This window comes from Gimesia fumaroli (genome assembly GCF_007754425.1).
GTDB classification, from domain to species: domain Bacteria; phylum Planctomycetota; class Planctomycetia; order Planctomycetales; family Planctomycetaceae; genus Gimesia; species Gimesia fumaroli.
The window spans coordinates 5,164,310-5,186,497 of the sequence record NZ_CP037452.1 but is presented as its reverse complement, the minus strand read 5'-3'; the positions used below and the strand labels follow the sequence as shown (position 1 = coordinate 5,186,497).

General features: G+C 49.4%; 17 protein-coding genes. 12 read left to right on the top strand and 5 right to left on the bottom strand.

The window, feature by feature from the left end:
* Positions 1 to 158 precede the first annotated feature (158 nt).
* On the bottom strand, positions 159 to 998 hold the full coding sequence (locus Enr17x_RS19625) for an MBL fold metallo-hydrolase (RefSeq protein WP_145311416.1): 840 nt from the start codon (positions 996 to 998) through the stop codon (positions 159 to 161).
* Between the two features lie 254 nt (positions 999 to 1,252).
* Positions 1,253 to 2,314 carry a Gfo/Idh/MocA family protein gene (locus Enr17x_RS19620; RefSeq protein WP_145311415.1) on the bottom strand — a complete coding sequence of 354 codons (1,062 nt, stop codon included), beginning with the start codon at positions 2,312 to 2,314 and terminating at the stop codon, positions 1,253 to 1,255.
* Positions 2,315 to 3,057: 743 nt separating this feature from the next.
* Here Enr17x_RS19620 and Enr17x_RS19615 point away from each other — a divergent pair.
* From Enr17x_RS19615 to Enr17x_RS19590, 6 genes are all read left to right on the top strand, one after another.
* Complete coding sequence (locus Enr17x_RS19615) at positions 3,058 to 3,261, top strand: carbon storage regulator (RefSeq protein ID WP_145311414.1); 204 nt, start codon at positions 3,058 to 3,060, stop codon at positions 3,259 to 3,261.
* A gap of 103 nt (positions 3,262 to 3,364) precedes the next feature.
* Entirely contained in the window at positions 3,365 to 3,676 is a 312-nt protein-coding gene (locus Enr17x_RS19610; protein ID WP_145311413.1) for an acylphosphatase, read from the top strand.
* A gap of 335 nt (positions 3,677 to 4,011) precedes the next feature.
* A complete protein-coding gene (locus Enr17x_RS19605; RefSeq protein WP_232100784.1) occupies positions 4,012 to 4,926 on the top strand; it encodes an ABC transporter permease in 915 nt (304 codons plus the stop codon).
* Positions 4,927 to 4,982: 56 nt separating this feature from the next.
* Complete coding sequence (locus tag Enr17x_RS19600) at positions 4,983 to 7,079, top strand: ABC transporter ATP-binding protein (RefSeq protein WP_145311411.1); 2,097 nt, start codon at positions 4,983 to 4,985, stop codon at positions 7,077 to 7,079.
* 17 nt (positions 7,080 to 7,096) lie between these two features.
* Entirely contained in the window at positions 7,097 to 7,699 is a 603-nt protein-coding gene (locus Enr17x_RS19595) for an HD domain-containing protein (RefSeq protein WP_145311410.1), read from the top strand.
* 137 nt (positions 7,700 to 7,836) lie between these two features.
* A complete protein-coding gene (locus Enr17x_RS19590) occupies positions 7,837 to 8,475 on the top strand; it encodes a DUF3124 domain-containing protein (RefSeq protein ID WP_145311409.1) in 639 nt (212 codons plus the stop codon).
* Between the two features lie 60 nt (positions 8,476 to 8,535).
* On the opposite strand, the gene Enr17x_RS19585 is transcribed toward Enr17x_RS19590, so the two are convergent.
* Positions 8,536 to 10,230, bottom strand: a complete 1,695-nt coding sequence (locus Enr17x_RS19585; protein ID WP_145311408.1) for a hypothetical protein — start codon at positions 10,228 to 10,230, stop codon at positions 8,536 to 8,538.
* 284 nt (positions 10,231 to 10,514) lie between these two features.
* Between Enr17x_RS19585 and Enr17x_RS19580 the strand changes: the two genes are divergently transcribed.
* From Enr17x_RS19580 to Enr17x_RS19570, 3 genes are all read left to right on the top strand, one after another.
* Positions 10,515 to 11,801, top strand: coding sequence for a glycosyltransferase family 2 protein (locus Enr17x_RS19580; protein WP_145311407.1), 1,287 nt, complete (start codon positions 10,515 to 10,517; stop codon positions 11,799 to 11,801).
* Positions 11,798 to 12,499 (top strand): class I SAM-dependent methyltransferase, encoded by a 702-nt coding sequence (locus Enr17x_RS19575; RefSeq protein ID WP_145311406.1) that lies wholly within the window; start codon positions 11,798 to 11,800, stop codon positions 12,497 to 12,499. Before Enr17x_RS19580 ends, Enr17x_RS19575 begins: the two co-directional genes overlap by 4 nt.
* A gap of 90 nt (positions 12,500 to 12,589) precedes the next feature.
* Positions 12,590 to 14,152: a sulfatase family protein gene (locus tag Enr17x_RS19570; RefSeq protein WP_145311405.1), complete on the top strand. Its 1,563-nt coding sequence runs from the start codon at positions 12,590 to 12,592 to the stop codon at positions 14,150 to 14,152.
* An 8-nt stretch (positions 14,153 to 14,160) separates the two neighbouring features.
* Here Enr17x_RS19570 and Enr17x_RS19565 read toward each other — a convergent pair whose 3' ends face one another.
* Entirely contained in the window at positions 14,161 to 15,582 is a 1,422-nt protein-coding gene (locus Enr17x_RS19565) for a sulfatase (RefSeq protein ID WP_145311404.1), read from the bottom strand.
* A gap of 246 nt (positions 15,583 to 15,828) precedes the next feature.
* Between Enr17x_RS19565 and Enr17x_RS19560 the strand changes: the two genes are divergently transcribed.
* Together Enr17x_RS19560 and Enr17x_RS19555 are read left to right on the top strand one after the other, a co-directional pair.
* Positions 15,829 to 16,686, top strand: coding sequence for a deoxyribonuclease IV (locus tag Enr17x_RS19560; RefSeq protein ID WP_145311403.1), 858 nt, complete (start codon positions 15,829 to 15,831; stop codon positions 16,684 to 16,686).
* Between the two features lie 110 nt (positions 16,687 to 16,796).
* Positions 16,797 to 18,809, top strand: coding sequence for a hypothetical protein (locus tag Enr17x_RS19555; RefSeq protein ID WP_145311402.1), 2,013 nt, complete (start codon positions 16,797 to 16,799; stop codon positions 18,807 to 18,809).
* A gap of 27 nt (positions 18,810 to 18,836) precedes the next feature.
* Here the strand turns inward: Enr17x_RS19555 and Enr17x_RS19550 are convergent, their stop codons facing one another.
* Positions 18,837 to 19,187, bottom strand: a complete 351-nt coding sequence (locus tag Enr17x_RS19550) for a PilZ domain-containing protein (protein WP_145311401.1) — start codon at positions 19,185 to 19,187, stop codon at positions 18,837 to 18,839.
* 561 nt (positions 19,188 to 19,748) lie between these two features.
* Between Enr17x_RS19550 and Enr17x_RS19545 the strand changes: the two genes are divergently transcribed.
* The gene (locus Enr17x_RS19545) at positions 19,749 to 21,977 is read left to right on the top strand and encodes an efflux RND transporter permease subunit (protein ID WP_145311400.1); all 2,229 of its coding nucleotides are present in this window, start codon (positions 19,749 to 19,751) and stop codon (positions 21,975 to 21,977) included.
* Positions 21,978 to 22,188: the final 211 nt, after the last annotated feature.

Below are 22,188 nucleotides of genomic sequence, written 5' to 3'. Positions count from 1 at the left end.
GTAAGTCAAGAGGTTTGATGGTCGAATGTATCTTTATTGTGGTGGACGTGCGATGAAGCGTATGAGGGGGACTGAGATCAGCTTTTGGTGAGGGAGATTCGCGAGCGGGAAATCCCTGGGGGTACCGGGCCAGGGGGATTGGGTTGGATTGAGCCGTCCTACATCCAGAGTTTTAATCGTTCCTGCAAGTCAGTGGGTAATCGTTTTTTGACGGCGTTCATCACTTGGTTATCGTGATAACGCGTACTGAAGTGCGCGAGAATGATTAATTCGTTCTGGAATCGTTCCGCACGTTCGACGATGTCGTCCAGATGCATGTGTCCGAACTTATGAATTTTTTCCCGCCGATGTTCCGGGCGATAAAACGTCATTTCTGTAATCAGGACTTTCGATTCATAAGCAGTCTCGAAATGATCCAGGCCCGCGGGGGCCGTATCGCCCGTGTAACACACCAGGGGCACGCGGATCTCTTCACTGACATCAATTCCGGACATGCGGGCATCGCGGATTTCCGTTTCTGGTTTACCCTGGTATTCGGCTTTCAGTTTTTTACGGCAGTCCCATACCTGAAAGCCCAGAGAAGGAACCGTATGTTTGGTGCGAAATGCCGTTACCGCGTGTTCGCGGGAAAGCTGGACCTCTTCTCCATCTTTCAAGCCGACGAGATCACATTCCATCCGTCCGCGATCCAGTTTCTGCCAGCTTTTAAGCATATTCCACACCGGGTCGATTACTTCTTCGGGCATATAGATGGTGGGAGGGCTCATTTTCATCATCCGCCGCCGGGCGACATAAGCGGGTAGCGCTGCCATGTGATCCAGATGCGCATGTGAAATAAAATAGACGGCGGTTCCCATGAACGACCAGGGGCTGCCCCCCATGTCAAAGCCCAATTTGAGTTCGGGAACTCTCCAATAGCTCTGAACGGCAGCGCGCGAATAACCCTCGATCGTCAGCCCTTTATATTTCACAGATTGGAGAGGTAAGTTTTCAAGCATGGTCATAACGTTGTCAGCAAGTCAAGGAATTTTATTGTGGTCCCGAATTCAAGGTTTGAATCGTGTTTCAAAGCCGGGGAGCCCTTCTGCGATTGAATATGAGCGGTTCCGGTATCGACGAATGTGCTCTCAAAGGACGCCAGATTACCCCAATTCTTTCAGCAGACCAATAAACAGACCGCCGTATTTCGAGAACCATTCGAGATTCGGCGGCCTGATCGTTGAAATGATCACATTACAAAGTCAAAGGACACTTATTTGACTGGAATGGATCGCCCGGTTTCGATACTTTTTGCTTCAGCATAGCAGATTTTCAGGGCATCTCTTGCCAGGGCGCCTGAAAGTGCCTCTGGTTCGACTCCCGATTCCAGGGCGTTGACTGCCGCCTGCAGCTCAAGGGTAAATGCGGCACACCAGGCATCGCCTCCCTTGAGTTTGGGGTGTTTCAGCTGGCCTTTTTTCGTAATCAAAGTCAAAGGCTGGCTGACGACCCATTCTTTATTCTTGCCTACTCCCATTGTGCCGGCACCGAACAGCACGGTTGCATCTTCAAAGTAAAGTTCGTAACCATGCGCAAATTCCAGTCCCCGCGTTGCGATGCCACCGCTTACACAGCTAACCGCCAGATTCGGGTCTTCAAAGTCGTAGACCGTATGAACATGATTAATGTAGCCTTTATTTTCGATTCCGCGCGAGGTTACTTTTCGAGGCACACCACACATCAGACTGATTAAATGGTTATCGTGGATGTGAAGGTCGATTCCCCAGCCCCCCAGTTTCTGGAAGTCTTCGATGTTTTCAGACCATTTGGGAGGCGCCATGACACGACGGAAATGGGCGGCCAGGAGCTTTCCATATTTATTACTCTGCACACATTCTACAGCAAACTGAAATTCCGGGAAAAAGGGGAGTACCTGAGCCACCATAAACTGAACTCCTGCCTTTTCCGCGGCCTTCACCATTTTGTTGGCGGCTTTCAGGTCGATGGCAATCGGCTTTTCGACCAGAGTGTGCTTGCCTGCCTTGATGGAATCGAGAGCCACCTGTTCGTGCATTTGGGTCGGCAGGCAGATGTCCACCAGATCAATATCCGGGTCAGCCAGCAAGTCGTGGTAGTCGCTATATTGCTTGACTTTGGAGAGGTCTTCCTGGCCTCCGCGCGGACCAAAATTTCCTTCAATGCTGCTCCAGTCGCCCGACAGCTTCTTGGTGTCACGAGTGGAAATGGCTGTGACCTTGGCTCCCTTGAGTTTTTTGGCTCCTTCAAAATGAGCCATTCCCATAAAACCAATACCGATAATCCCAATACGAATCATGATGTTCCCCTGCTGTTGAGGCAGAAATTCTGTGTGAGCCCGAGTTCGGGTTTTCTGTAACGTGCTTCGGACCTTTTCGGCCCTGTGATTGTGTTGATTGCGTGTTATTGTCTTTGAGCCTCGCCCATTAATTAACACTGTTGCTAAAGACTGACGATCAGGATCGAAATCGTCAAGCGCTTGCCCGTCGGTTTTCAAGCTTCTTTTTTGATCTCGCTGAAAATCAAATCCTGATGGTCATACTTGAGCGATGTAAAACAATTGCCGCTGTGTGTAGAAAATGAAATTTCATCCCTGTGTTCGGCCCTCTGGTTGGCTTCCGGTATACTGGAAACCGCTGCTCTGCTTCGAGTATCGAGACTGGTTCTAGCCAGATATTCCTCGCGATGCCTCTAATTGCGGCCAAAAACTGCTGATGGGCTGCCTTGTTTTTGTGCAGTTGGCGGCTTGCCTGTTTTTTGTGCATGTATATGGGTTTTGTGGGTAGGATAGGGGCTGACTTTGACGTTTTTGACGGTTGGTTTGATATTTTCAGGTCTGGGGTAGACACGTTTGGCGAGAAGGTGTTATCATACTGATGTCGACATCGTAGTGATGGCAGTTTGCGGAAATACACAGGTTGTTTTCAACAGACTGGTGAGATGAGTACTCTTGAATGACCCTCATCCTGCAATTTGCTTCAACCTTTGAAAGAAGGTTACAGGGAAGTATGAGGGAACAGAAAACGAAGGATTCGAAAAGAAATGCTTGTATTATCACGTAAGCCCGGTGAGCGAATTCGGATTGGCGATGATGTAACTCTGACAATCGTTCGCATTGGACCTAATTCCGTCCGACTGGGCATTGATGCCCCACGAAGCATGAGTATTGTTCGCGAAGAGTTGTGTATCGACTTTTCCGAGTTGCCTGAGATTGAGCAGCTCCCGAAAGAGACGACTTCTCATTAGAGTGAACTGCTTGTAAGCTTCCCTTCTCAAGACGCAAGTCTTTCTTGATCGTCGATCAAAGTGGCATTAATCATTTCCTGTTTCTCGAATATGAGTAGAGCCCATGTGTGCTGGTTCTCAGCAACCTGATTCATCGGCTGAAGCAGTTTGTCTGCGCGCCATTTTTCAGGGGCGCGTTCAGGGGGTTGGTTTTCGCTATCGTACTTCCAAGCTTGCCAGCCAGTATCCCATCGCCGGTTATGTAAAGAATTTGTCGGATGGAACTGTCGAACTGGTGGCCCAGGCCGGCAGTAAGTCGATTCTCGATCAGTTTTTCGACGACATGATGCTGATGTTTGCAACAAATGTAACAGATGTATCGATTCAGAAATCTTCGCCCGACCCCAGCTGTTCCCAGTTCGAGATCAAACGCTAACCCTATGCAGTTGAGCAGGTTCAGGTTGGCATGGAACCAATTTGGCAAGTTATAGCGAACGTTCATCCCAGATTAGGGAAAACGGTGACCGGAGTGCCTTGCTTTCTTTACTTTGACCACCGTTTCTCGGTAAAGTAGCGTTTGCTTGATCAAAGTTGGTTTAAAATCCTGAACTCCGCATAATTTCAGAAATAAAACCAACGTTCGAGGCACTTAGATTCGTAAGAGGCAGGTCTGACTCTGCGCCTGGAATCGCCCGAGGATGAGCAAGAATTTAATTTTCTCTATTCATATAGTTTTGTTATTTGATTGGTGAATGAACGATGGAAAGCCTGTTGGTTTTTTCTGCTGAAAACGCGGACCTGACTGTGCAATGGTGGATTACCGGTGCCGGAGTTTTGGTCTACCTGATTCTTTTGTTTGGTGTCAGTGCCTCAACGCAGGCAGGGGTGATCGCCCGAGCGACTACAAAAGAAGCCATTCGCCAGCCGGTCTTTCTGCTTCTGATGGCAATGGGGTTGATCCTGTTGTTATTAAATACGTTTCTTCCGTTCTTTTCCATGGGCGACGATGTCAAAATGTTAATGGACTGCGGTCTGGCAACAATTTTGATTTGTAGTCTGTTGCTGGCAGTCTGGTCGGCCAGTACCAGTGTTGCCGATGAAATTGAAGGCAAGACGGCAATGACTTTGTTGTCCAAACCGATCAATCGGCGTCAGTTTATCGTGGGCAAATATCTGGGCATTCTGAAGGCGGTCATCTGGCTGATGTTGCCGCTGGTGATTACCTTCCTGTTACTGGTCTATTTCAAGGTTGGCTATGATGCACGGGAAGCCTCGAAAGAAGTTCCCAGCCATGCAGAAAAAATGGCCGCCGTCTGGCTGATCCTGCCGGGAATTCTGTTGATCTATATGGAAGTCGCCATTTTAGCCGCAATCAGTGTCGCCATTTCAACACGATTGCCGATGATGGTAAACATGATTATTTGCTTTGGTGTCTACATCATCGGTCACCTGACACCAAATCTGGTTCAGGCGAAAGCAGAAGGTCTGGAGTTTGTGAAATTTACGGGGCAATTGATCGCCACAATTCTGCCCAACCTGGATAACTTTAATATGTCACCCGCAGTCGCAACGGGAACAGTGGTTCCACCAGTTTATCTCGGCCATTCCGCTTTAAGCTGCCTGCTTTACTCCGGAATCGCCATTCTGGTTGCCTTTATCCTTTTTGAAGACCGTGACCTTGCCTGACGCATGGGAAGCAGTCTTCGTTTCTCAATAATTTAAAAACAGATTCGGTGGATCCTGTGTCAAATCGTCAGCCCAACGCATTCCACCGCGCGTTTCCTGCGCGGGAATTCTTTCGGGGTTCCGCCAGATCCGTCTTGTTCTGGTCTTTGTTCAATGGACTGCTACTGGCCTGTTTGCTGGTCGACTTGTTTCTGATTGTTGACTTACTCAATCATCGTGGCAGGATCACAGTCCGAGGTGAGCAGAATGTTCAACTGCTCCAGGAAATTAGAAACGAACCCGCGCTGGTGAATCCGCCCGCGGAAGAACCGACAGAACAACCAGCGCCCCCACCTGCAGAGGCGGAAGCAGAAAAAAAGCAGGAAGCGCCGGCTGAGAAACCAGCCGAGCCGGAGCCGCCAGCAGAACCGGCGCCTGTCGTTTCCAAGTTGATGATATTGACCGATACGGGAATTCTACCCTCTGTCTGGTGGTTACATTCAAAATATCAGATGGGAATCATGCCACAGCTTTATCAGCGCTTTCCCATTCTACATGAAAATCAGAAGGCGTTATTCGCACTGATCCTGACAGCATTAGTTCTCGCCAGTATCCGGGTCCTGATCCGTTGGAGATTACGACAGCGCAGTCTGAAAATTTCGCATCACGTGTCCATGACCTTGCGCAATATGATTCATCGACAAGCGCTGCGCATGGGGCCGGGCGATCTGTCGGGCAAAGAAACAGAGCAGGCGTTTCACTTATTCATTAAGGATGTCGGAACGGTTCAGAATGGTGTCTTCGAGTGGGTCTATCAACTCGCACGTCATCCACTGGCACTGATCATCATGTTGCTGTTTGCGATCTCAATCGACTGGAGACTGACGTTACAGTGTCTGATTCCCCTGGCGGCGGCCTGGTACTTTTTGCTGCAGCATCGAAAAGAATATGAACTTCAACACGCGAAAACGCTGGTGAATATTGAAACCGAACTCTCTCTGCTCGCAGAAAATTTGCGTAGCACGCGGCTGGTTCGCGGGTATGGCATGGAAACCGCCGAGCATGAACAGTTCCAGAAGCATCTCGATAAATACACGGAGAATCTGGATAACTTAAAACGCGTAGAAGGTTGGGGGCATCGAATTGCTCGCGGTCTGGCGGTCTTCTGTTCCTGTCTGGTCTTGTTTCTGGTTGGTTATAAGGTGTTGGTCAACCCGGATAGCCTGCCGCTCTCGGCGGCAATTTTAATCGTCGGGATTTTTGCTTTCTTCTATCTGCCTGTTAACGGAATGTATCAACTGATGCATCTTCGCAATGATGCCAGTATTGCCGCCAGTTCCATCTATCGCTATCTGAATCAGATTCCGGAAGTCAGTCAGGCCGTTGGTGCCAAGTTTCAGGAACCCTTGTCGCAATCGCTCCAGTTCGAAAATGTCAGCTATACTCAGTCAGCCAATAGTCCGAAAATCCTGAACGGTTTTGATTTGAAAATTCCAGCAGGAACCAGCACGGCACTCGTCTCATTGGAAGCGTTGGCACCGCGGGCAGTCAGTTATCTTGTTCCCCGATTTATCGAACCGAAATCGGGACGGGTCTTAATCGACGGCGAAGACACTGCCTGGGTCACCTTGGAATCCCTTAGAGCGGAAGCCATCTATGTCAGCGGAAATGACCCCTGTTTAACGGGAACCGTCAAAGAGAATATCCGTTGCGGCGATGAACGTTATTCACTGCAGGAAATTATCGCTGCTTCAAAAGAGGCACACGCGCATCAGTTTATTCAGAATCTGCCACAAGGTTATGAAACCGCGCTGGGGCAGCATGGTGAAGAGTTAACTGCAGGCGAATGCTTTCGCTTAGGCCTGGCACGGGCTCTTTTGCGAAAACCGGCATTGATGATCATTGAAGAACCCGAAGACACGCTCGACGACGATACCAAAACACTTTTGGAAGATGCCTACACGCGAATTTTTCAGAATCGCACCGTTCTCATTATTCCTTCTCGGATCAACACGCTCCGACGCGTGGATCAGGTCGTATTGATTCACGAAGGAAAAGTTGAAGCAGTTGACAGTCAGTCGAATCTGTTGAAGAAATCGGCCCTCTATCGGCATTGGGAGTACACGCGTTTCAATCAATTCCGACACGTCCAGGAATCTTCGACAGAACGTTGAACCTCAAAGAAACAGGCATGGAACCACTTCACTCCCCCATAGTCGAACATGCGGTCCGGCTGGCCGCTGTGGCGCATAAGTCTCAAAAACGCAAATCATCCGGAATTCCTTATATCGCACATCCACTGAGTGTCTGCCTGATCCTCACGAAAGCCGGCTTTCATGAGGAATCGATCCTGGCAGCGGCTGTTCTGCATGATGTCGTTGAGGATACGGATTTGACCATCGAAGAACTGGCAGAACTTTTCTCTGAAGATGTGGTTCAGTACGTCAAAGAGATGACGGAAGAAAAAGAGACTCGAGAAGGGAAAAAGCGGAGCTGGCAGGATCGCAAGCAGGATCATATCCAGGTGATGCGCCAGGCGACGCTGGGGGCTCGTGCGATTGAGTTGGCAGACAAACTGCATAATCTGGAAGCGATGTTATTCGATCTGCAAACAGAAGACAAAGCGGAATTCTGGACACACTTCGGCGCCAGTCCGGAAGAAATCGTGCAGTACTATCGCTCCATGATCGACGCCGCCGGTCAATCCGATCCGCAATTGAAATCGCTGGTCAGGAACTGTAATGAAAAGCTTGAGGAATTAAAAAAAAATCTGCCGGAGTCTTCTGATCTGTGAATCGCGCTTTCAAAAATGTTCTCACTGTAGTTTAATACATTCCGGAAAACGGGCGTATCATCTGGCTCCCCTGGGAAAACAGAACCCGCGCTTATCGACAGTCGGAAATAGTTGTTTGAAGGGAAAGTGAGTGCACGATGCAACAAAATAAAAGCGAGTATCCCAACTGGTTCCTCTGGTTTTGTGAAAACTGGATCGGTCTGTTTTTCCTGTTGTGTGTAATCAGCCTGATCATGATCAGCGCGGTTGTTTATCTGGATAACCGGTTTACTACAATTGAAGACCGTATCAGATATGTGCCACCGCGCAGCTATACACCGCCGGACCTCAGTCTCTACCCGGCAGGTAAGATCGATCGGGAGAAGTTTTCCCGCCGCCGTTCGATGTATGTTCCCAGCTACTCACACATCTATTATCACGGGGGTTCTCCCTTGCTTCTGGAAACCACATTGAGTATCCGTAACATCGATTCAGACCAACCCATCTATCTGGATTCCGTGGAATACTTTGATACGGACGGCAAGCTGGTTGAGTCGTATCTGGATCGCACGCTCAAACTGGAACCACTTCAGACGATCGATTTTCTGGTGGAAGAACGCGACAGTAGTGGCGGGGCAGGGGCAAACTTCCTTGTGTCCTGGACTTCAGAAGAGGCAGCAGACAAGCCGTTGATGGAAACGGTTATGGTTGGGGCTTCCGGTTCGCGGGCCATTGCTTTTAGTCGGTCCGGAGTCGAGATGACTCCCGTAAAGAAGACAGCGGCCGGGAAACCATAACGATTCGAAAGCCATTTGAATTCACCAGGTGTTTTCGAAGAACTATGAATCGGAAGATGGTTAACGATTTATCTTGGACGGAATGGGATTCGCAGGCATGCTTTCTATCGGTTTCAGCTCAATCACATCCTCGTCCGCATTGATCCACCAGACCTGTCGGTCGGCAAAGTGCTTGATCAGTCGCTGGTTTTCTTTTTCATCCAAAATGTGCGCCCAGACCACGTCAGCGTTGTCGATATCAGCCCGATTGTAAATCCATTCAAAATGAGGATCATGATCAGAGTCATATTGAACAAATACGAGATCTTTTCCAGGATCTCGCTGTAATTGTTCCAGTAACTTTGATCGTTGGGACGCGATCTCATACTGCGCAGGCAGGCGAGGATCAGTGGTGAAGAGCCAGACGCGCGTCAAGCTCATGGCGACAAAAATCAGACATAAGCCAGCGACGAAGACGGGGCCCCGGTGACGATCTTTCCATTTGGCAACACGCCAGTGCCGGGCACCTTGAATGAAAATGAAAAAGAATAGAGGAATTACGGGCGCGAGATAGTGAGGTTGAAAAAACGTCGTCAGTAGCAGATTTACCAGACAGATCAGCAGCACAATTGAGAGCGCCACTCGTCCCCAGCGCTCTTTGATGACCCAGGGAACCATCAGTAACAAAATGCCCAGGGGAAAGACAATCAGATTCCCCGCCAGTCTGGTTAGCTTGAGCAATACCATATCAAGGTAGCCACTCAACTCCTGCTGTTTCTGCCAGGCATCGAATGACCAGCCGGTATGAAACTGTTCCAGATGCGGATTTATTATGTCTACTTCACGGGGCATTCCCCAAATGAATAACGGTGTGATCGAATATGTTTCTTCATGCACCTGATAGGGAAACCGTGTTGTATCTCCAGTCAGACTCCAATTATAAAACAAAAGTGCGCCTCCGATACAGAGACCTGAAGCGGCCAATGGTAAGAGTATCGAGCGAAGTAAAACCGGTTTGGGAAATTGGGTTTGTCGTATCATCCAGATTAACAGCAGGCCTGTGGCTGAGACTGCGGCTAGAAATCCTTCAAAGGGTCGACTGATTGCTAGTAGAAACAGACCCAGTCCAAAGATCAACGTTGTACTTAGTTGTGGTAGTTTGATCAGACGACGCAAGGCCCCAAATAAAAGCGCCCCGCCAAGAACGGCTACTGCGCCACCCCAGTAATTCTGTCCCCAGAGTATCATGAGTGGGTGGAGCGCAGATAACAGTCCTCCGGCGAAGGCCCATCGCAAGGGTACCCAGGCTTGCAGCATCCAGCAGATCGCCGCACACGCCAGCGCAACACTCAACCAGGCGCCGACAATGGGTCGTCCCGTCAATACCTGACCTGTCGCCAGAAACAGACCCTGTCCGGGGGGATATTTGGAGGTGTAAGAGGGGTGATGGATGATATGAAACGATTCAAAGTGTTTCCAAAATGGATGTGTTGGGTTCGTCAGCCTGCCTTGAGAAAATGTATCAGAGGCTAACAGATAACTGAACTCGTCATGAATTCGGGGCACCGGTTTTTTCAACTGAGAAATACCAGCTGAGAGCACAAAACTGAGAAGAAATACAGTCAGCAAAGCCAGTCGGGGAGACCGCAGGAATGGTAGCTTATCCCGTAGTGGCTTGAGGATTTTGAAACGAACGAATTGCGTGGGCACCACACGTGTGAGCAACACCAGGGCGGCGAAGACATAACAGGTTAAGAGAATCAGAGTTGTTTTCATGAATCAATCGTTCATCAGACAAGCCGAATGTGTCAGGGTGATGCCTGTTGGCAGCAGTTCGGTCCAACTCGGATGAGCTGTAAAATTGGTATTTCTATCTTATCGACCATCGTTCGCATGCCAGGAGTGGCAAAATTTCGTTGACCATTCCCCGTAAAGTCCCTTATTATGCATTGTTCACTATTTTGTTAGACGAGCCGTCTCTCACTGCTGCTGTCGTCTGAACTCTTCAGTTGATCCTGTGGAATCCGCACATTCAAGTCGATAGGAATGGGTCGTAAAGTATGGATTATAAATGGCTTACAATTGTCATTCCAGCTTTAAACGAGCAGGCCGCGATTGGAGACACCATCGCGCGTTGTCTGGACGCGCGGGCAGAGATAATCCATTCATCAGGCTTAGAAGGTGTAGAAATCATTGTGGTCAGCGATGGATCGACCGACGGGACGGTTGAAATCGCGCAAAGCTATGATGAGATTCAAGTTATCGTTTTTGAAAAAAATCAGGGTTATGGAGCAGCTATCAAAGAGGGCTGGCGGCAGGGGCGCGGTGATCTGGTTGGGTTTCTAGATGCGGACGGGACTTGTGACCCACGTTTCTTTTCTCAACTCTGTCAGACCACGATTTCCGAACATGCCGATGTGACACTGGGCTCGCGCCTGGGCCCCGACTCACAAATGCCGATGATCCGCAGAACAGGCAACCGTATCTTCGCGTTTCTGCTGGGTCTGTTATGTGGACGAAAAGTGACCGATACCGCCAGTGGTATGCGGGTTGTGCGGCGGCAAGCACTCAAACATCTTTATCCGCTGCCGGATGGATTGCATTTCACGCCGGCCATGAGTGCACGGGCTTTGATGAATCATCTGCGCATTATTGAGATCCCCATGAAATACGAGGAACGTATTGGGGAAAGTAAACTGAGTGCGCTCTGGGATGGGTTTCGGTTTCTCAAAGTCATCGGAGAAGGCGTGCTCTGTTATCGGCCGGAAAAAATCTTTCTGGCTGGCTTTACGTTATGTGTTTTATTCATCCTGTTGCTGGCGGCCTATCCGGCGGAGTTCTACTTTCAGCACCGCAGACTGGACGAGTGGATGATCTATCGATTTGTCGTCTGCCAGCTGGTTGGTTCCTTTGGCATGATGTTACTGCTGGCTTCGGCATTGACCAACCGGATGGCACAACTTAGTTCGCGGCGCGAAGAGTCGGTTGGATTCTGGTCGTCAATCGTGGTCAGCCTGTTTAGCGGGAAATCTCTTATCTTCATCACCGGCCTGTTTACCTTACTCGGAATGGGATTCCTCTGGCCGGGTATTGTCGAATATGCTTCGACCCGCACAATTACGCTGCACTGGTCACGTTTGATTGCAGGTGCATTCACGCTCTTCACCGTGATGCAGACATCCATTTTCTTTATCCTGATGAAGGTTGTCGAAATCTGGAGCTATGAGCAAACTTCTCTGAAAAATAATAGAGGTGAGTCGGCATCGGCTGAGTCTTTTGAATCCCGGAGCACCCACTATCAGAAACGCACGACTTCCGCTGATCTCTCACCACGTATCATCAAATGAAATCACAGCAAAAAAAAACATCTCAGATCGATTATTGGCAGCCGGGAATGGAATGCTGTGATGAAATCTGGGAAGCCGCCTATCGTCGCTTTGAAACTCCTGCGCAGGAATTGAAAAAATTTATATACAGACTTCAGAAGCTCGGTATTAATGAGTGGGACAAAGATTTAAGTGTCGTCGAATTATTTTGTGGTCAGGGAACTGGATTACATGCCCTTCAACAACTGGGTTTTCATTCGACAGAAGGCGTCGATCTGTCTCCACATCTACTGGAGCAATACCAGGGGCCAGCACAATTGTACGTCGGTGACTGCAGGGAGTTAAAATTTGAAACGCAGAGCCGTGACGTCTTAATCGTGCAGGGTGGACTACATCACCTGCCTGTTCTCCCCGCAGATTTAGATCAGACTTTAAGCGAAATACACCGCGTGCTTCGTCCGGGAGGGAACATCGTCATTGTAGAACCCTGGCAGACGCCGTTTCTGCGATTTGTACATTCTGTCAGCAGAATTCGGTTGTTAAGAAAACTTTGGTCGAAGTTGGATGCGTTTGCTATCATGACTGAGCAGGAAATTGTAACTTACGAACAATGGCTCAGTCAGCCAGAGAAGATTCTCACTCTGTTAAACACATATTTTCAGACGAAACAGCAGATCATCGCTTATGGCAAACTGATGTATGTAGGACACAGAGTCTGATTTAATTACCGTACTCAATAAGCTAGAGGACGATGATTTATTGTCATTTTCTCTCTTTTTTCTATTCACTTAATCACTAAGAGAATCACCATGCGCCGCTACCTCCTGATGCTGTTTCTGATTATGCTAGTGGGATTGTCAAACCGACAGACATCTGCCGAAACGCCGAATGTCATCGTGATTATGGCTGATGATCTGGGCTACGGCGATGTCTCCTGTTACGGTGCCACGGAACTCAAAACGCCGCACATTGATCAGTTGGCGGCCGAGGGCCTGCGATTCACCAAAGGCTATTGTTCAGCTTCGACCTGCACGCCAACGCGCTACTCACTGCTGACGGGCACTTATGCCTTTCGCGGCGAACGGACGGGAATCGCACCGCCGAACGCACCGGCGATTATCAAGCCGGGCACGGAAACAGTCGCCTCTATTCTAAATCGCGCCGGTTATACCACGGCAGTGATTGGAAAATGGCACTTGGGACTGGGCGGAAATGGGGGGCCGGACTGGAATGGACAGTTGAAGCCCGGGCCGCTGGAAATCGGCTTTGATACCTGTTTCCTGTTGCCGACGACCAACGATCGTGTACCACAGGTTTATGTGCAGGACCATCGGGTGCTCAATCTCGATCCCGCCGATCCGTTGTGGGTGGGCAACAAAAAACCAAGCCCCGATCACCCCACCGGCTTAACCCACCGTGATAGTCTGAAAATGGACTGGTCGCACGGGCACAACTCCACCATTCACAACGGCATCAGCCGCATCGGTTTTTATACGGGAGGGCATGCCGCCCGATTCCGCGATGAAGATCTGGCTGATAAGTGGGTTGAGAAATCCAGGGAATTTATCGAGCAGCACAAAGACAAACCCTTCTTTCTGTTTTTCTCATCACATGATATTCATGTCCCCCGCATGCCGCACGAACGATTTCAGGGAAAGACATCACTCGGATTTCGCGGCGATTCCATCGTGCAGCTTGATTGGTGCGTGGGTGAGTTGATGAAAACTCTCGATCGACTGCAGTTGGCGGAAAATACATTGGTCGTGTTCTGTTCCGATAACGGTCCAGTGCTCGATGATGGCTACCAGGACGGTGCACTGGAAAAAATTGGAAAACACCGCGCTGCCGGCCCCTATTCCGGCGGCAAATACAGCGTCTACGAAGGGGGAACGCGAACACCCTTCATTACCCGCTGGAAAGGCCACATCCAGCCCGGAGTGAGCGATGAACTCGTCTGTACAATCGATTTGCCCGCCAGTCTGGCTGCGCTCACAAAACAGACGCTTCCCCAAAACAGTTGCCGCGACAGTTTTAATGTGCTGGATGCCCTGTCAGGGAAAGACAAGGCACAAGGTCGTGATCACCTCGTACAACAGAATAACGGCAATAATGGTACCTATGCTTTGCGGGTCGGCGAATGGAAACTGCACCGCTATGACAAAAAGGCGGCCCGCAACGTCGTCGTGGAGCAGCAGTTGGCAAATTCGAAAGTGCCACAGTACCAGCTCTTTAATCTGACAAACGATCCTGCAGAGAAAACGGACGTTTCTGCAGAGCATCCCGCAGTCACAAAGCGACTGAAGCAGCAGCTTGCCCAAATCATCAAGCAGGGCAGCAGCAGACCTGGTGCAGACGCGGCACGGCAAGACTAAACGCACTGTTATTGAAAAATCGGCGGTTTCATTTGTGCGTTGAGTTCATTCCAGCGCGCTTTCAACTCGTTCATCTTTTCTGGCTGCTGTGAAGCAAGGTCCTGTTCCTCGGACAGATCCTCGGCGATGTTGAACAGTTCCCAGACTGGTGTTTTTCGATGTCGGCGATGATTGACAATTTTCCAGTTCCCTTTTCGGAGAGCGGCTCTGTTTCCCTGACGCCAGAATAGTTCTTCATGCGGCGCGCCCGTTTTCTGTTGCAACAGATAAGGCATCAGATCGCGACCATCCAGATTTGCCGGAACCTCTACGCCAGCCAACACGGCTGAAGTGCTGAAGATGTCCATGCTGCTGATCGGTTGAGAAAATGTCTGCTTTGGTTTCAAAGTACCCGTCCAGCGCATCATAAAGGGAATCCGCAAGCCTCCCTCATACATGGAGCCTTTTCCACCACGCAGGGGAAGATTACTTGAAGTCAGTTCGCGTGTGGGGCCGCCGTTATCACTCAGAAAAATGACCAGCGTTTTCTGATCAAGCTGCGACTTGTGTAATTGCTTGAGAATTTTTCCAACGCTGTCATCCAGAGAGACCAGCATCGACGCAAAGATTCTCCGGTGTACGTCTTCAATGTGTTTTAATCGATGCATGTCTTCCAATTTGCCTTGTAGAGGACTGTGCACCGCATTGTAGGCCAGGTAAAGAAAGAACGGTTTGTCCTGATGACGATCAATAAAACTGACTGCTTCGCGCGTAAACGCATCGGTCAAATATTCAGTTTCCTCAACCGGCTGCCCGCCACGAATGATCGGATTATTAGCGTCGTAGTCAGGTTCATCGTGTCCCATATGAGTAGAGTAAATCAGATTGTCGCTCACCCAACGTCCTTTGCTACCGCCGGGAATCGCCTTACGACGCAGCATCGTGGTCACACCCGGATATGGGGGCGGGACGAAGTAATGCCCTTCGTGGACGAAGCCGAAGAATTCATCAAAGCCATGTCGATAAGGATGATAGTCGGCAGCGCCACCCAGGTGCCATTTACCAATCAATCCCGTGGTATAACCCTGATCGTGTAACAGTTCGGCTAGCGTTTGCTCAGAAGGGGGCAGGCCGGTTCCCGGATCTTCATTCCGTGCGCCGATAGGGTTGAACTCGTAACCGAAGCGAGTAGGAATCTTTCCCGTCAACAGGCCGGCACGCGATGGGCTGCAATTCGGGGCGGTGACATATGCTTGGGTGAAGCGGATTCCGTCTGCTGCAATTGAGTCGATATGCGGCGTCGGTATTTGTGGGTTTCCCTGGCATCCGAGTTCACCATAGCCCAGGTCATCGGCCAGCAGCACAATGATATTCGGCTGGTCAGCCGCCCGGAGTAGATTTGTTGTCAAAAATAAAGAGAGCAGTAGTGAGCAGCATTTGAGGGATTGCATGATTTGTCCGGTCTCATTCAGAAAAGAAAGCAGAGAAAACCCGTGTTCGCAAGTGATAGGGAATGGCATTGAGAAATCAGATTGATTGTAACGGTTCCCGCGAAAACTTCCCACGAAATTCAATCCAATCTGCGGTGATTTTCCGGCTGATGGGAGTGGCTGGAGGGGGCAGGGCAGACACCCTATAATGATTCGTGACGTCAGAACTCATCAAGAAAATTCGTTACCGTTTACTGGATTTGAGACATGCCTTTGTTGGGAGCACACCAGTCGATTGCTGGTGGATATTATAAAGCCGTTGATACTGCCGCCAAATTTGAGATGGATTGTGTGCAGATCTTTACCAAAAATAATAATCAATGGCGAGCCAAGCCGCTGACGGATAAAGATGTGGATCTGTTTCGGGAGCGACTGGAAGCGACGGGGGTGACTCATCCCTGTTCGCATATGAGCTATTTAATCAATCTGGCGAGTCCCAAAGATGAGTTATGGAATAAGTCTATCGACGCTGTGGTGATCGAACTGCAGCGAGCTGAGGCACTGGGACTGGAAGGCGCAGTCATGCATCCCGGGAGCTATGTGACGTCGAGTGAAGAAGAAGGACTCGACCGGATTGTGGCCGCCATTGACCGCATTCATCAGCAGACTGAAGGGTTTGCCACACAAATCTGGCTGGAGACGACGGCGGGGCAGGGGTCGAATCTCGGATTTCGGTTTGAACAATTGGCTTACCTGCTGCAGCAGGTGCAGGATGGGCAGCGATTGGGGATCTGTGTCGATACCTGTCATATCTTTGCTGCTGGCTATCCACTGATTAAAAAATCGGAATATAAAGCGACGATGGCCGAGCTGGATGAAGTGATTGGCTATGATCGCATTCGCGCCTTTCATCTGAACGACAGTAAATGCGAATTTGGCAGCCGCAAAGATCGGCATGAAAATATCGGCCGGGGCTTTCTGGGACTGGAACCGTTTCGGCATTTGATGAATGATCCGACATTTCAAGATCGGCCTATGTATCTGGAGACTCCGAAAGACGAAGAAGACGGCGTCCCGCTGGATCAGATCAATATGGAAAGGTTACGAACGCTCTGCAAGAAATAAGCTATTTTCTCAAAGACGATCAAAATCCAAAATACCCTCTCATGCCATCAATTCAGCCTAGTCGATAAAAGATCACAGGCATTTCGTCGGGTGCGGTTGCGCGCCTGCGTATGATGCTTCCTGAACCTCAAGTCCCCATTGAGGTTAGTTCCCGCGACCCAGGCAGAGAGTCGAATCCCCGTTTTGATCTCTGGATGCAGATGACAGGAATTGTCGTTGTGAAGACCGGTCTAGTAAAACGAAAACTGACAACGGTTTATTTGCTGTTGATTGTGAGCTGTTATTTCACAGTGGGGTGTTTACGCCAATCCTCTGACGTGATTTCGCAATCCGGTAATCAGTCTGAAGATGCATTGGTTGCTTCCCAGAACAGTTCCAGCTTTAGCTTTTTTAATTCGAATAAGAAAAAAACAGATAAAGAATCTGCCGCCAAAGTTAAAGTCAAAGGATATTTCCCCAATGCAAGTCAGATTAAATTTGGGGAAGAAGCGCAGCCTCCTCGGACTGAGATCGCTGAAAAATCATTGAAAAAGGACCGCGATACTTCAGGCGGTTTGAAGAAACCATCCCAGAAAGCTGTAGAAGCACCGCTGGAGAACTGGCGATCCAAATCTCTAGTCGAATCGGCTAAGAAATATCCAGCCAAGGTTGCGGAAACATATCATCGAAAAATCGACCGTATCAAACAGGCGTCAAATTCCGTCAATCAGGAAATCTCGAATGGCATCCAGCGGGTTTCCAATGCGATTCCCACTACAGAATCAAAGCAGGAGAAAACCAAGACGTCCGATCCTGCTACACAGTCTGATGTGGCAGAGACAACTCCGTTCCGGACCGAAGAACTCGCCCGTTCTTTAGATCAGATATCGGATCCGAAAATTCAGTCTCAGTTTTCGAAAATGGGCAAAGATATCAAGCGGGATCTGAAGGAGATACAGCCTGCGATTGACGATGTCACTCCGGAAATGCGGCGTTTACAGATTGATTCTTTCATGGTGCGTGCAAAACGTGAATTGAAACAAAAGAACTATGAATATGCTGAGTTCTTAGCAGAGCAGGCATTGGATGCCAGTTACCGCGGGCACGTTGCTTTCGGGATTGAGGAGCTGTCTCCTCAAATGTTGCTGCAACAGATTCAGAGTTCGAAGCCTGCTCAGCAAGCTTCACCCACGATGGAGTCTTCACAAGTTCAAGCCGTAGAACATGCGCAGCCGAAAGTGCAGACCAATAGTGGCCAGGCGGTTCATAATTTTCAGTTTCAACCATCACGCGTTCATCCACTTAAACGACGTGCGGTCCCAACGACGACTTCACCAGAACCCCCAAAAGTACAGCCACGACGTTCAACAGGGGGCTCAGAAGAACTGCCGCTCATCGTGCCGCGCAATATGGGGAACCAACCACAGACGATCACAATTCAACCCCGACAGCGACAGCGTGATGTCTGGGGAGACAAAAAACGGTCTGGCGGAATCGGACTGGAACCCCCCTCATTTGAAGAGCAGACAGAAGAACCGTTAGAGATTCCATTCCCAAAGAAAACAGTGACACCTGAAACCAGTTCTGTTCCTTCACCCTCTCTCGGTTTAGAAGAAGTGACCGATGAACCACCGGCCAGAATCAGATTAAGTGGACCAGAGTCCGCACAGCAGGAATCGATTCAACAGAAGTCGGTTCCCGTGCAGCAAGAACCGCTCAAGGCAGTGGAGAAAGCAGATTCACCTACCGCACCCGGGCCGAAATTGATGCTGCCTAAACTGCCGTCGGTGCCTGGGGATCTGACATCCCAGGCCGATCAGGCTCAGGGACAGTCGGCGAGGATGTTGAATCATTCCGGTGGGAAGCAAGGGGTACAGACGGCGCCAGTGAAGTTCCGATCGCAGATTCAGGAACGTCGCGAGAATGGACATGTATTAAACGGGGAGAATCGAAACGGTCCTCTCGCCGAAACCAGCTTGACACTGGATGATATCGAATGGGATCTGGAAGAGAAGAAACGTCCCCAACTGAGAAACGCATGGTCGGGAATGACGACACTGTTGCTGATAGTGGGGGGAGTGATCATCGTCTTATTACTGATGATCATCGTGATCCTGCTGCGTCGGGGCAATCCCTCGCCCTGATCCCATTGTTTGCGTTTTCAGGCAGCCTTAGTCTTCTGGCTTGGTCAAAAATTCACCACCGCTGATAAACATGCCGTTGTCGCAAGGCGTGCACCACATGATTTTGACTCGGTATTCGAATTCTCGCGTTTCGCTGGCCAGCTTGACGGTGACTTCACCCGGGTTCAACATCCCTTTGTGCAGCATACCCAGCCCTTGACGGCTGATTTCCCGGGTCATTGCGGGAATGATATTTCCACGAGATGTCTTGATCTCGGCGGGAACAGACAGCTCCAGACGGTCAACTTCTCTCACGTTAACCGCATCGCTGTTTCCGAAACTCTCTAGTACGTGTTTGAGATCCTCAATCGAGGGACGGCTCCATGGGGTCTCTTCCATTGAATTTACTCCTGAAATTGGAAGTCATATCTGAAACTCTGCCAAGTCTCTTATCGCTGGCTGATATTGAAATATAGGCTATAAAAATAAGGCAGGGCTGGCTTTCGTTTCAAATTGCGATAAGAGCGATGCCTCCAATGGTGTTTGCAGGACAATTGAGTCATTTCACGCTTAGACAACGCTTATGTCTGTTAAACATTAACAGTTATAACACCCGCCAAAACAGCAGAAACAGATCGATTTCTGCGCGTTATGCGGGTTATCAAGGCCTCGATGGCGCGTGTTGTATCAATCATTCCAAAGACTCCTGCAAATTCCGCTATAACGTTTGTTGTTTATAAAATCCTCATGACGCCTCTCTCGAAATTGGTTCGATACCAAATTGGGGTGGTCCCAACAAAAAACGGGAAATACCTCCAGTACTACATAGTTCAAGAACAATTCAATAGACGGTTCATTCAGAGCGGCCGTCTGGAGATGACAATTCTCTCAATGAATTTCTTTATTGAGGGGACTTGAGCTGGCTCAAACAAGAGAAAGCAGATTGATCTACCAATACTTATGATGATCTCTTCTTTTTACAAAAAATATAGCAGGCAACTCATCTGGGGCGTTTTTTGTACGCTTCCAATTCTGACATTTCTGGCGGAATTGCTGCCTTCGAATAACGACATCGAAACCTGGTTACCCAAAGATTCTGATGTGCGAATCGTCTATGATCGATTCAAGTCTGAATTTGGTGCAGAGGAAGTCGTCCTGGTCGCGGTACAGCAAGGTCTGGACCAGCCTCAGTTGATCGAAGCTACTGCCAGCAGAATTGAAACTTTGCCGACGGTCAGGCAGTGTTGGACTCCGGGACGGCTCAAAAAGATTCTCAATGAATTCCAGGTTGAAAAAGAAGAAATCAATCACAGGTTGAACGGCCTGTTAATCAATTCGGAAAAAAATGTTGCCGGTATTGTTGTCTTGTTGTCTGATGCAGGCATTAAAAACCGCGCCGGCACGGTCGAAGGCATCCGTGCGAAACTGGATTACAGTCAGTTGACGGGCAAAGAAGTTCAACTGGCAGGAGCGCCGGTGGTGATCGCCGAACTGGATCGTCTTGGCAGTCAGAAAAGCAATAAGAAGTTCTTTATTATCACCCTGCTGATTAGCCTGGGCCTGTTGTATTACTCCTTCCGCGAATGGAAAAAAACACTGGCGACGCTTGGCTTGACCGTCTGGGCGATCAACCTGACAACCGCCTTGATCTATCTGGGGGGCGGGGAAATGAACTTCATTCTCGGTGCCCTGTCGGTGATGGTCATGGTCTTCACCCTGGCGATTTCGATTCACGTACATCATTACGTTTCCAGCTGTATTGACGAAGCAGATCCCATTACAGCCGCTTTGAAAATTGCCTGGAAACCCTGTTTTCTGGCAACTTTGACCACGACGATTGGTCTGTTTTCGCTCACGGTCAGTCAAATTGGTCCGGTCGTTCAATTTGGCTATGCTGCCTCGATCGGTACATTCGTGTCGTTGATTACCGGCCTGGGACTGACGCCAGCGGTCTTAACACTCTGGCCCATTGATCCAAAAATGGTCCATGCAGGAGCAAGTCGCTGGGATTTCAAACGCTGTGCGAACTGGCTCATTGATCATTCTGGCCGCGTTTCCCTGGCGACGATTGTTCTCGTGCTGGTTACGGGAGTCGGGCTCTTTAGCCTCCGGACAAAAATCGATCCACTTGATTTCCTGCCGGCTGAAGGCAGAGTGATTCAGGACGTGCGTGCGGTACAGGAGAACCTGACCGAACTGGATTCAATCGAAGTCATTGTCGATTTTGGTGAGGAAGAGATTCCCTTCATTCAGAAAATCGATCGGGTTCGCAAGCTGGAAAAAACAATCCAACAACATCCTGCTGTTCGGCATACCATGTCTCTGGGAAGTTTTTTCCCGAACGAGTTTCCGGAAAGTCCGTTTGAGACAGCACGTCTGTTATCGCATGCCCAATCGGCTCACGGTGAAAATGATTTTGTTTCCGATGGTGAACGACTCTGGAGAATTTCCGCTCGAATCAGTAGCGGTGCTGATCTGCCTCAAGATATGATTTATGATCAGCTTACAGCAATGATTGATGATCCGGATGTGATTCTGACAGGTGTTGCTCCTCTACTGAGACGGGCACAAAATCAGATCTTCATCGGATTCTGGGAAAGCTTCTCGATGGCGTTTCTGATTATCACCGTGGTCATGATTGTTTCACTGCGTTCGATCAAGGCTGGTCTGGTGGCGATGGTGCCTAACCTGACTCCCATTTGTATTGTGTTCGGGATCTTAGGCTGGTACCAGATTCCAATCGATATCGGAATTATGATGACGGCCAGTATCGCCCTGGGTATCGCCGTCGATGGAACCTTTCATTTCCTGGTTCGGTATCAGAGCCAATATCGACTGACTAAGAATTCAGCGCAGTCCTCTCGCGATTCACTGCTGATGACCGGAGAGCCTATTTTCACAGCCGCTGTGATTACAGGGGCGGGAATGTTGGCTTTGACCTTAAGCAATTTTGTGCCCACCGCGCGGTTTGGATATATGATGACCTCACTTTTGGGAGCAGCTCTGGTGGGAGATCTGATCTTACTTCCCTGTCTGCTGGCGTTACGGCCGCAGAATTCAGAAGAGAGTGAATCCACTGATCACAATGACAGCGATCGGCAGCAGCAAGGGCGGCATCCTGTTGCCCCGCATTTCCTCAAGCAGGATCATCTCGGAACGAAAGGTCAGTCAGAGAAAGCAGTTGCATAAAGTCTTTCTCTGGAAAACAGGTAATTGCTCCTGCAAACTCTCGGCTTTTCGGTATCCCCTAGATTGATATATGAAGCCAGTTCATTATCATTGATTTTCCCCAACTCAGTCAGCGTCCTCTTTTTGTTTCCTTCCAAGCTGATTCTGTCTCGATACGAAACACAGCAGACGAAGATTTTAAGGGGACAGGTGGAGCAATAATTTCAGGTTA

What these genes read in the sequence shown, in the direction of transcription:
- Enr17x_RS19620 (WP_145311415.1), bottom strand. Translation starts at nt 2,314, where the DNA reads ATGATTCGTATTGGGATTATCGGTATTGGTTTTATGGGAATGGCTCAT.
- Enr17x_RS19610 (WP_145311413.1), top strand. Translation starts at nt 3,365, where the DNA reads ATGTGTGCTGGTTCTCAGCAACCTGATTCATCGGCTGAAGCAGTTTGT.
- Enr17x_RS19555 (WP_145311402.1), top strand. Translation starts at nt 16,797, where the DNA reads ATGATGCTTCCTGAACCTCAAGTCCCCATTGAGGTTAGTTCCCGCGAC.
- Enr17x_RS19585 (WP_145311408.1), bottom strand. Translation starts at nt 10,230, where the DNA reads ATGAAAACAACTCTGATTCTCTTAACCTGTTATGTCTTCGCCGCCCTG.
- Enr17x_RS19550 (WP_145311401.1), bottom strand. Translation starts at nt 19,187, where the DNA reads ATGGAAGAGACCCCATGGAGCCGTCCCTCGATTGAGGATCTCAAACAC.
- Enr17x_RS19625 (WP_145311416.1), bottom strand. Translation starts at nt 998, where the DNA reads ATGCTTGAAAACTTACCTCTCCAATCTGTGAAATATAAAGGGCTGACG.
- Enr17x_RS19570 (WP_145311405.1), top strand. Translation starts at nt 12,590, where the DNA reads ATGCGCCGCTACCTCCTGATGCTGTTTCTGATTATGCTAGTGGGATTG.
- Enr17x_RS19545 (WP_145311400.1), top strand. Translation starts at nt 19,749, where the DNA reads ATGATGATCTCTTCTTTTTACAAAAAATATAGCAGGCAACTCATCTGG.
- Enr17x_RS19575 (WP_145311406.1), top strand. Translation starts at nt 11,798, where the DNA reads ATGAAATCACAGCAAAAAAAAACATCTCAGATCGATTATTGGCAGCCG.
- Enr17x_RS19595 (WP_145311410.1), top strand. Translation starts at nt 7,097, where the DNA reads ATGGAACCACTTCACTCCCCCATAGTCGAACATGCGGTCCGGCTGGCC.
- Enr17x_RS19590 (WP_145311409.1), top strand. Translation starts at nt 7,837, where the DNA reads ATGCAACAAAATAAAAGCGAGTATCCCAACTGGTTCCTCTGGTTTTGT.
- Enr17x_RS19615 (WP_145311414.1), top strand. Translation starts at nt 3,058, where the DNA reads ATGCTTGTATTATCACGTAAGCCCGGTGAGCGAATTCGGATTGGCGAT.
- Enr17x_RS19580 (WP_145311407.1), top strand. Translation starts at nt 10,515, where the DNA reads ATGGATTATAAATGGCTTACAATTGTCATTCCAGCTTTAAACGAGCAG.
- Enr17x_RS19565 (WP_145311404.1), bottom strand. Translation starts at nt 15,582, where the DNA reads ATGCAATCCCTCAAATGCTGCTCACTACTGCTCTCTTTATTTTTGACA.
- Enr17x_RS19560 (WP_145311403.1), top strand. Translation starts at nt 15,829, where the DNA reads ATGCCTTTGTTGGGAGCACACCAGTCGATTGCTGGTGGATATTATAAA.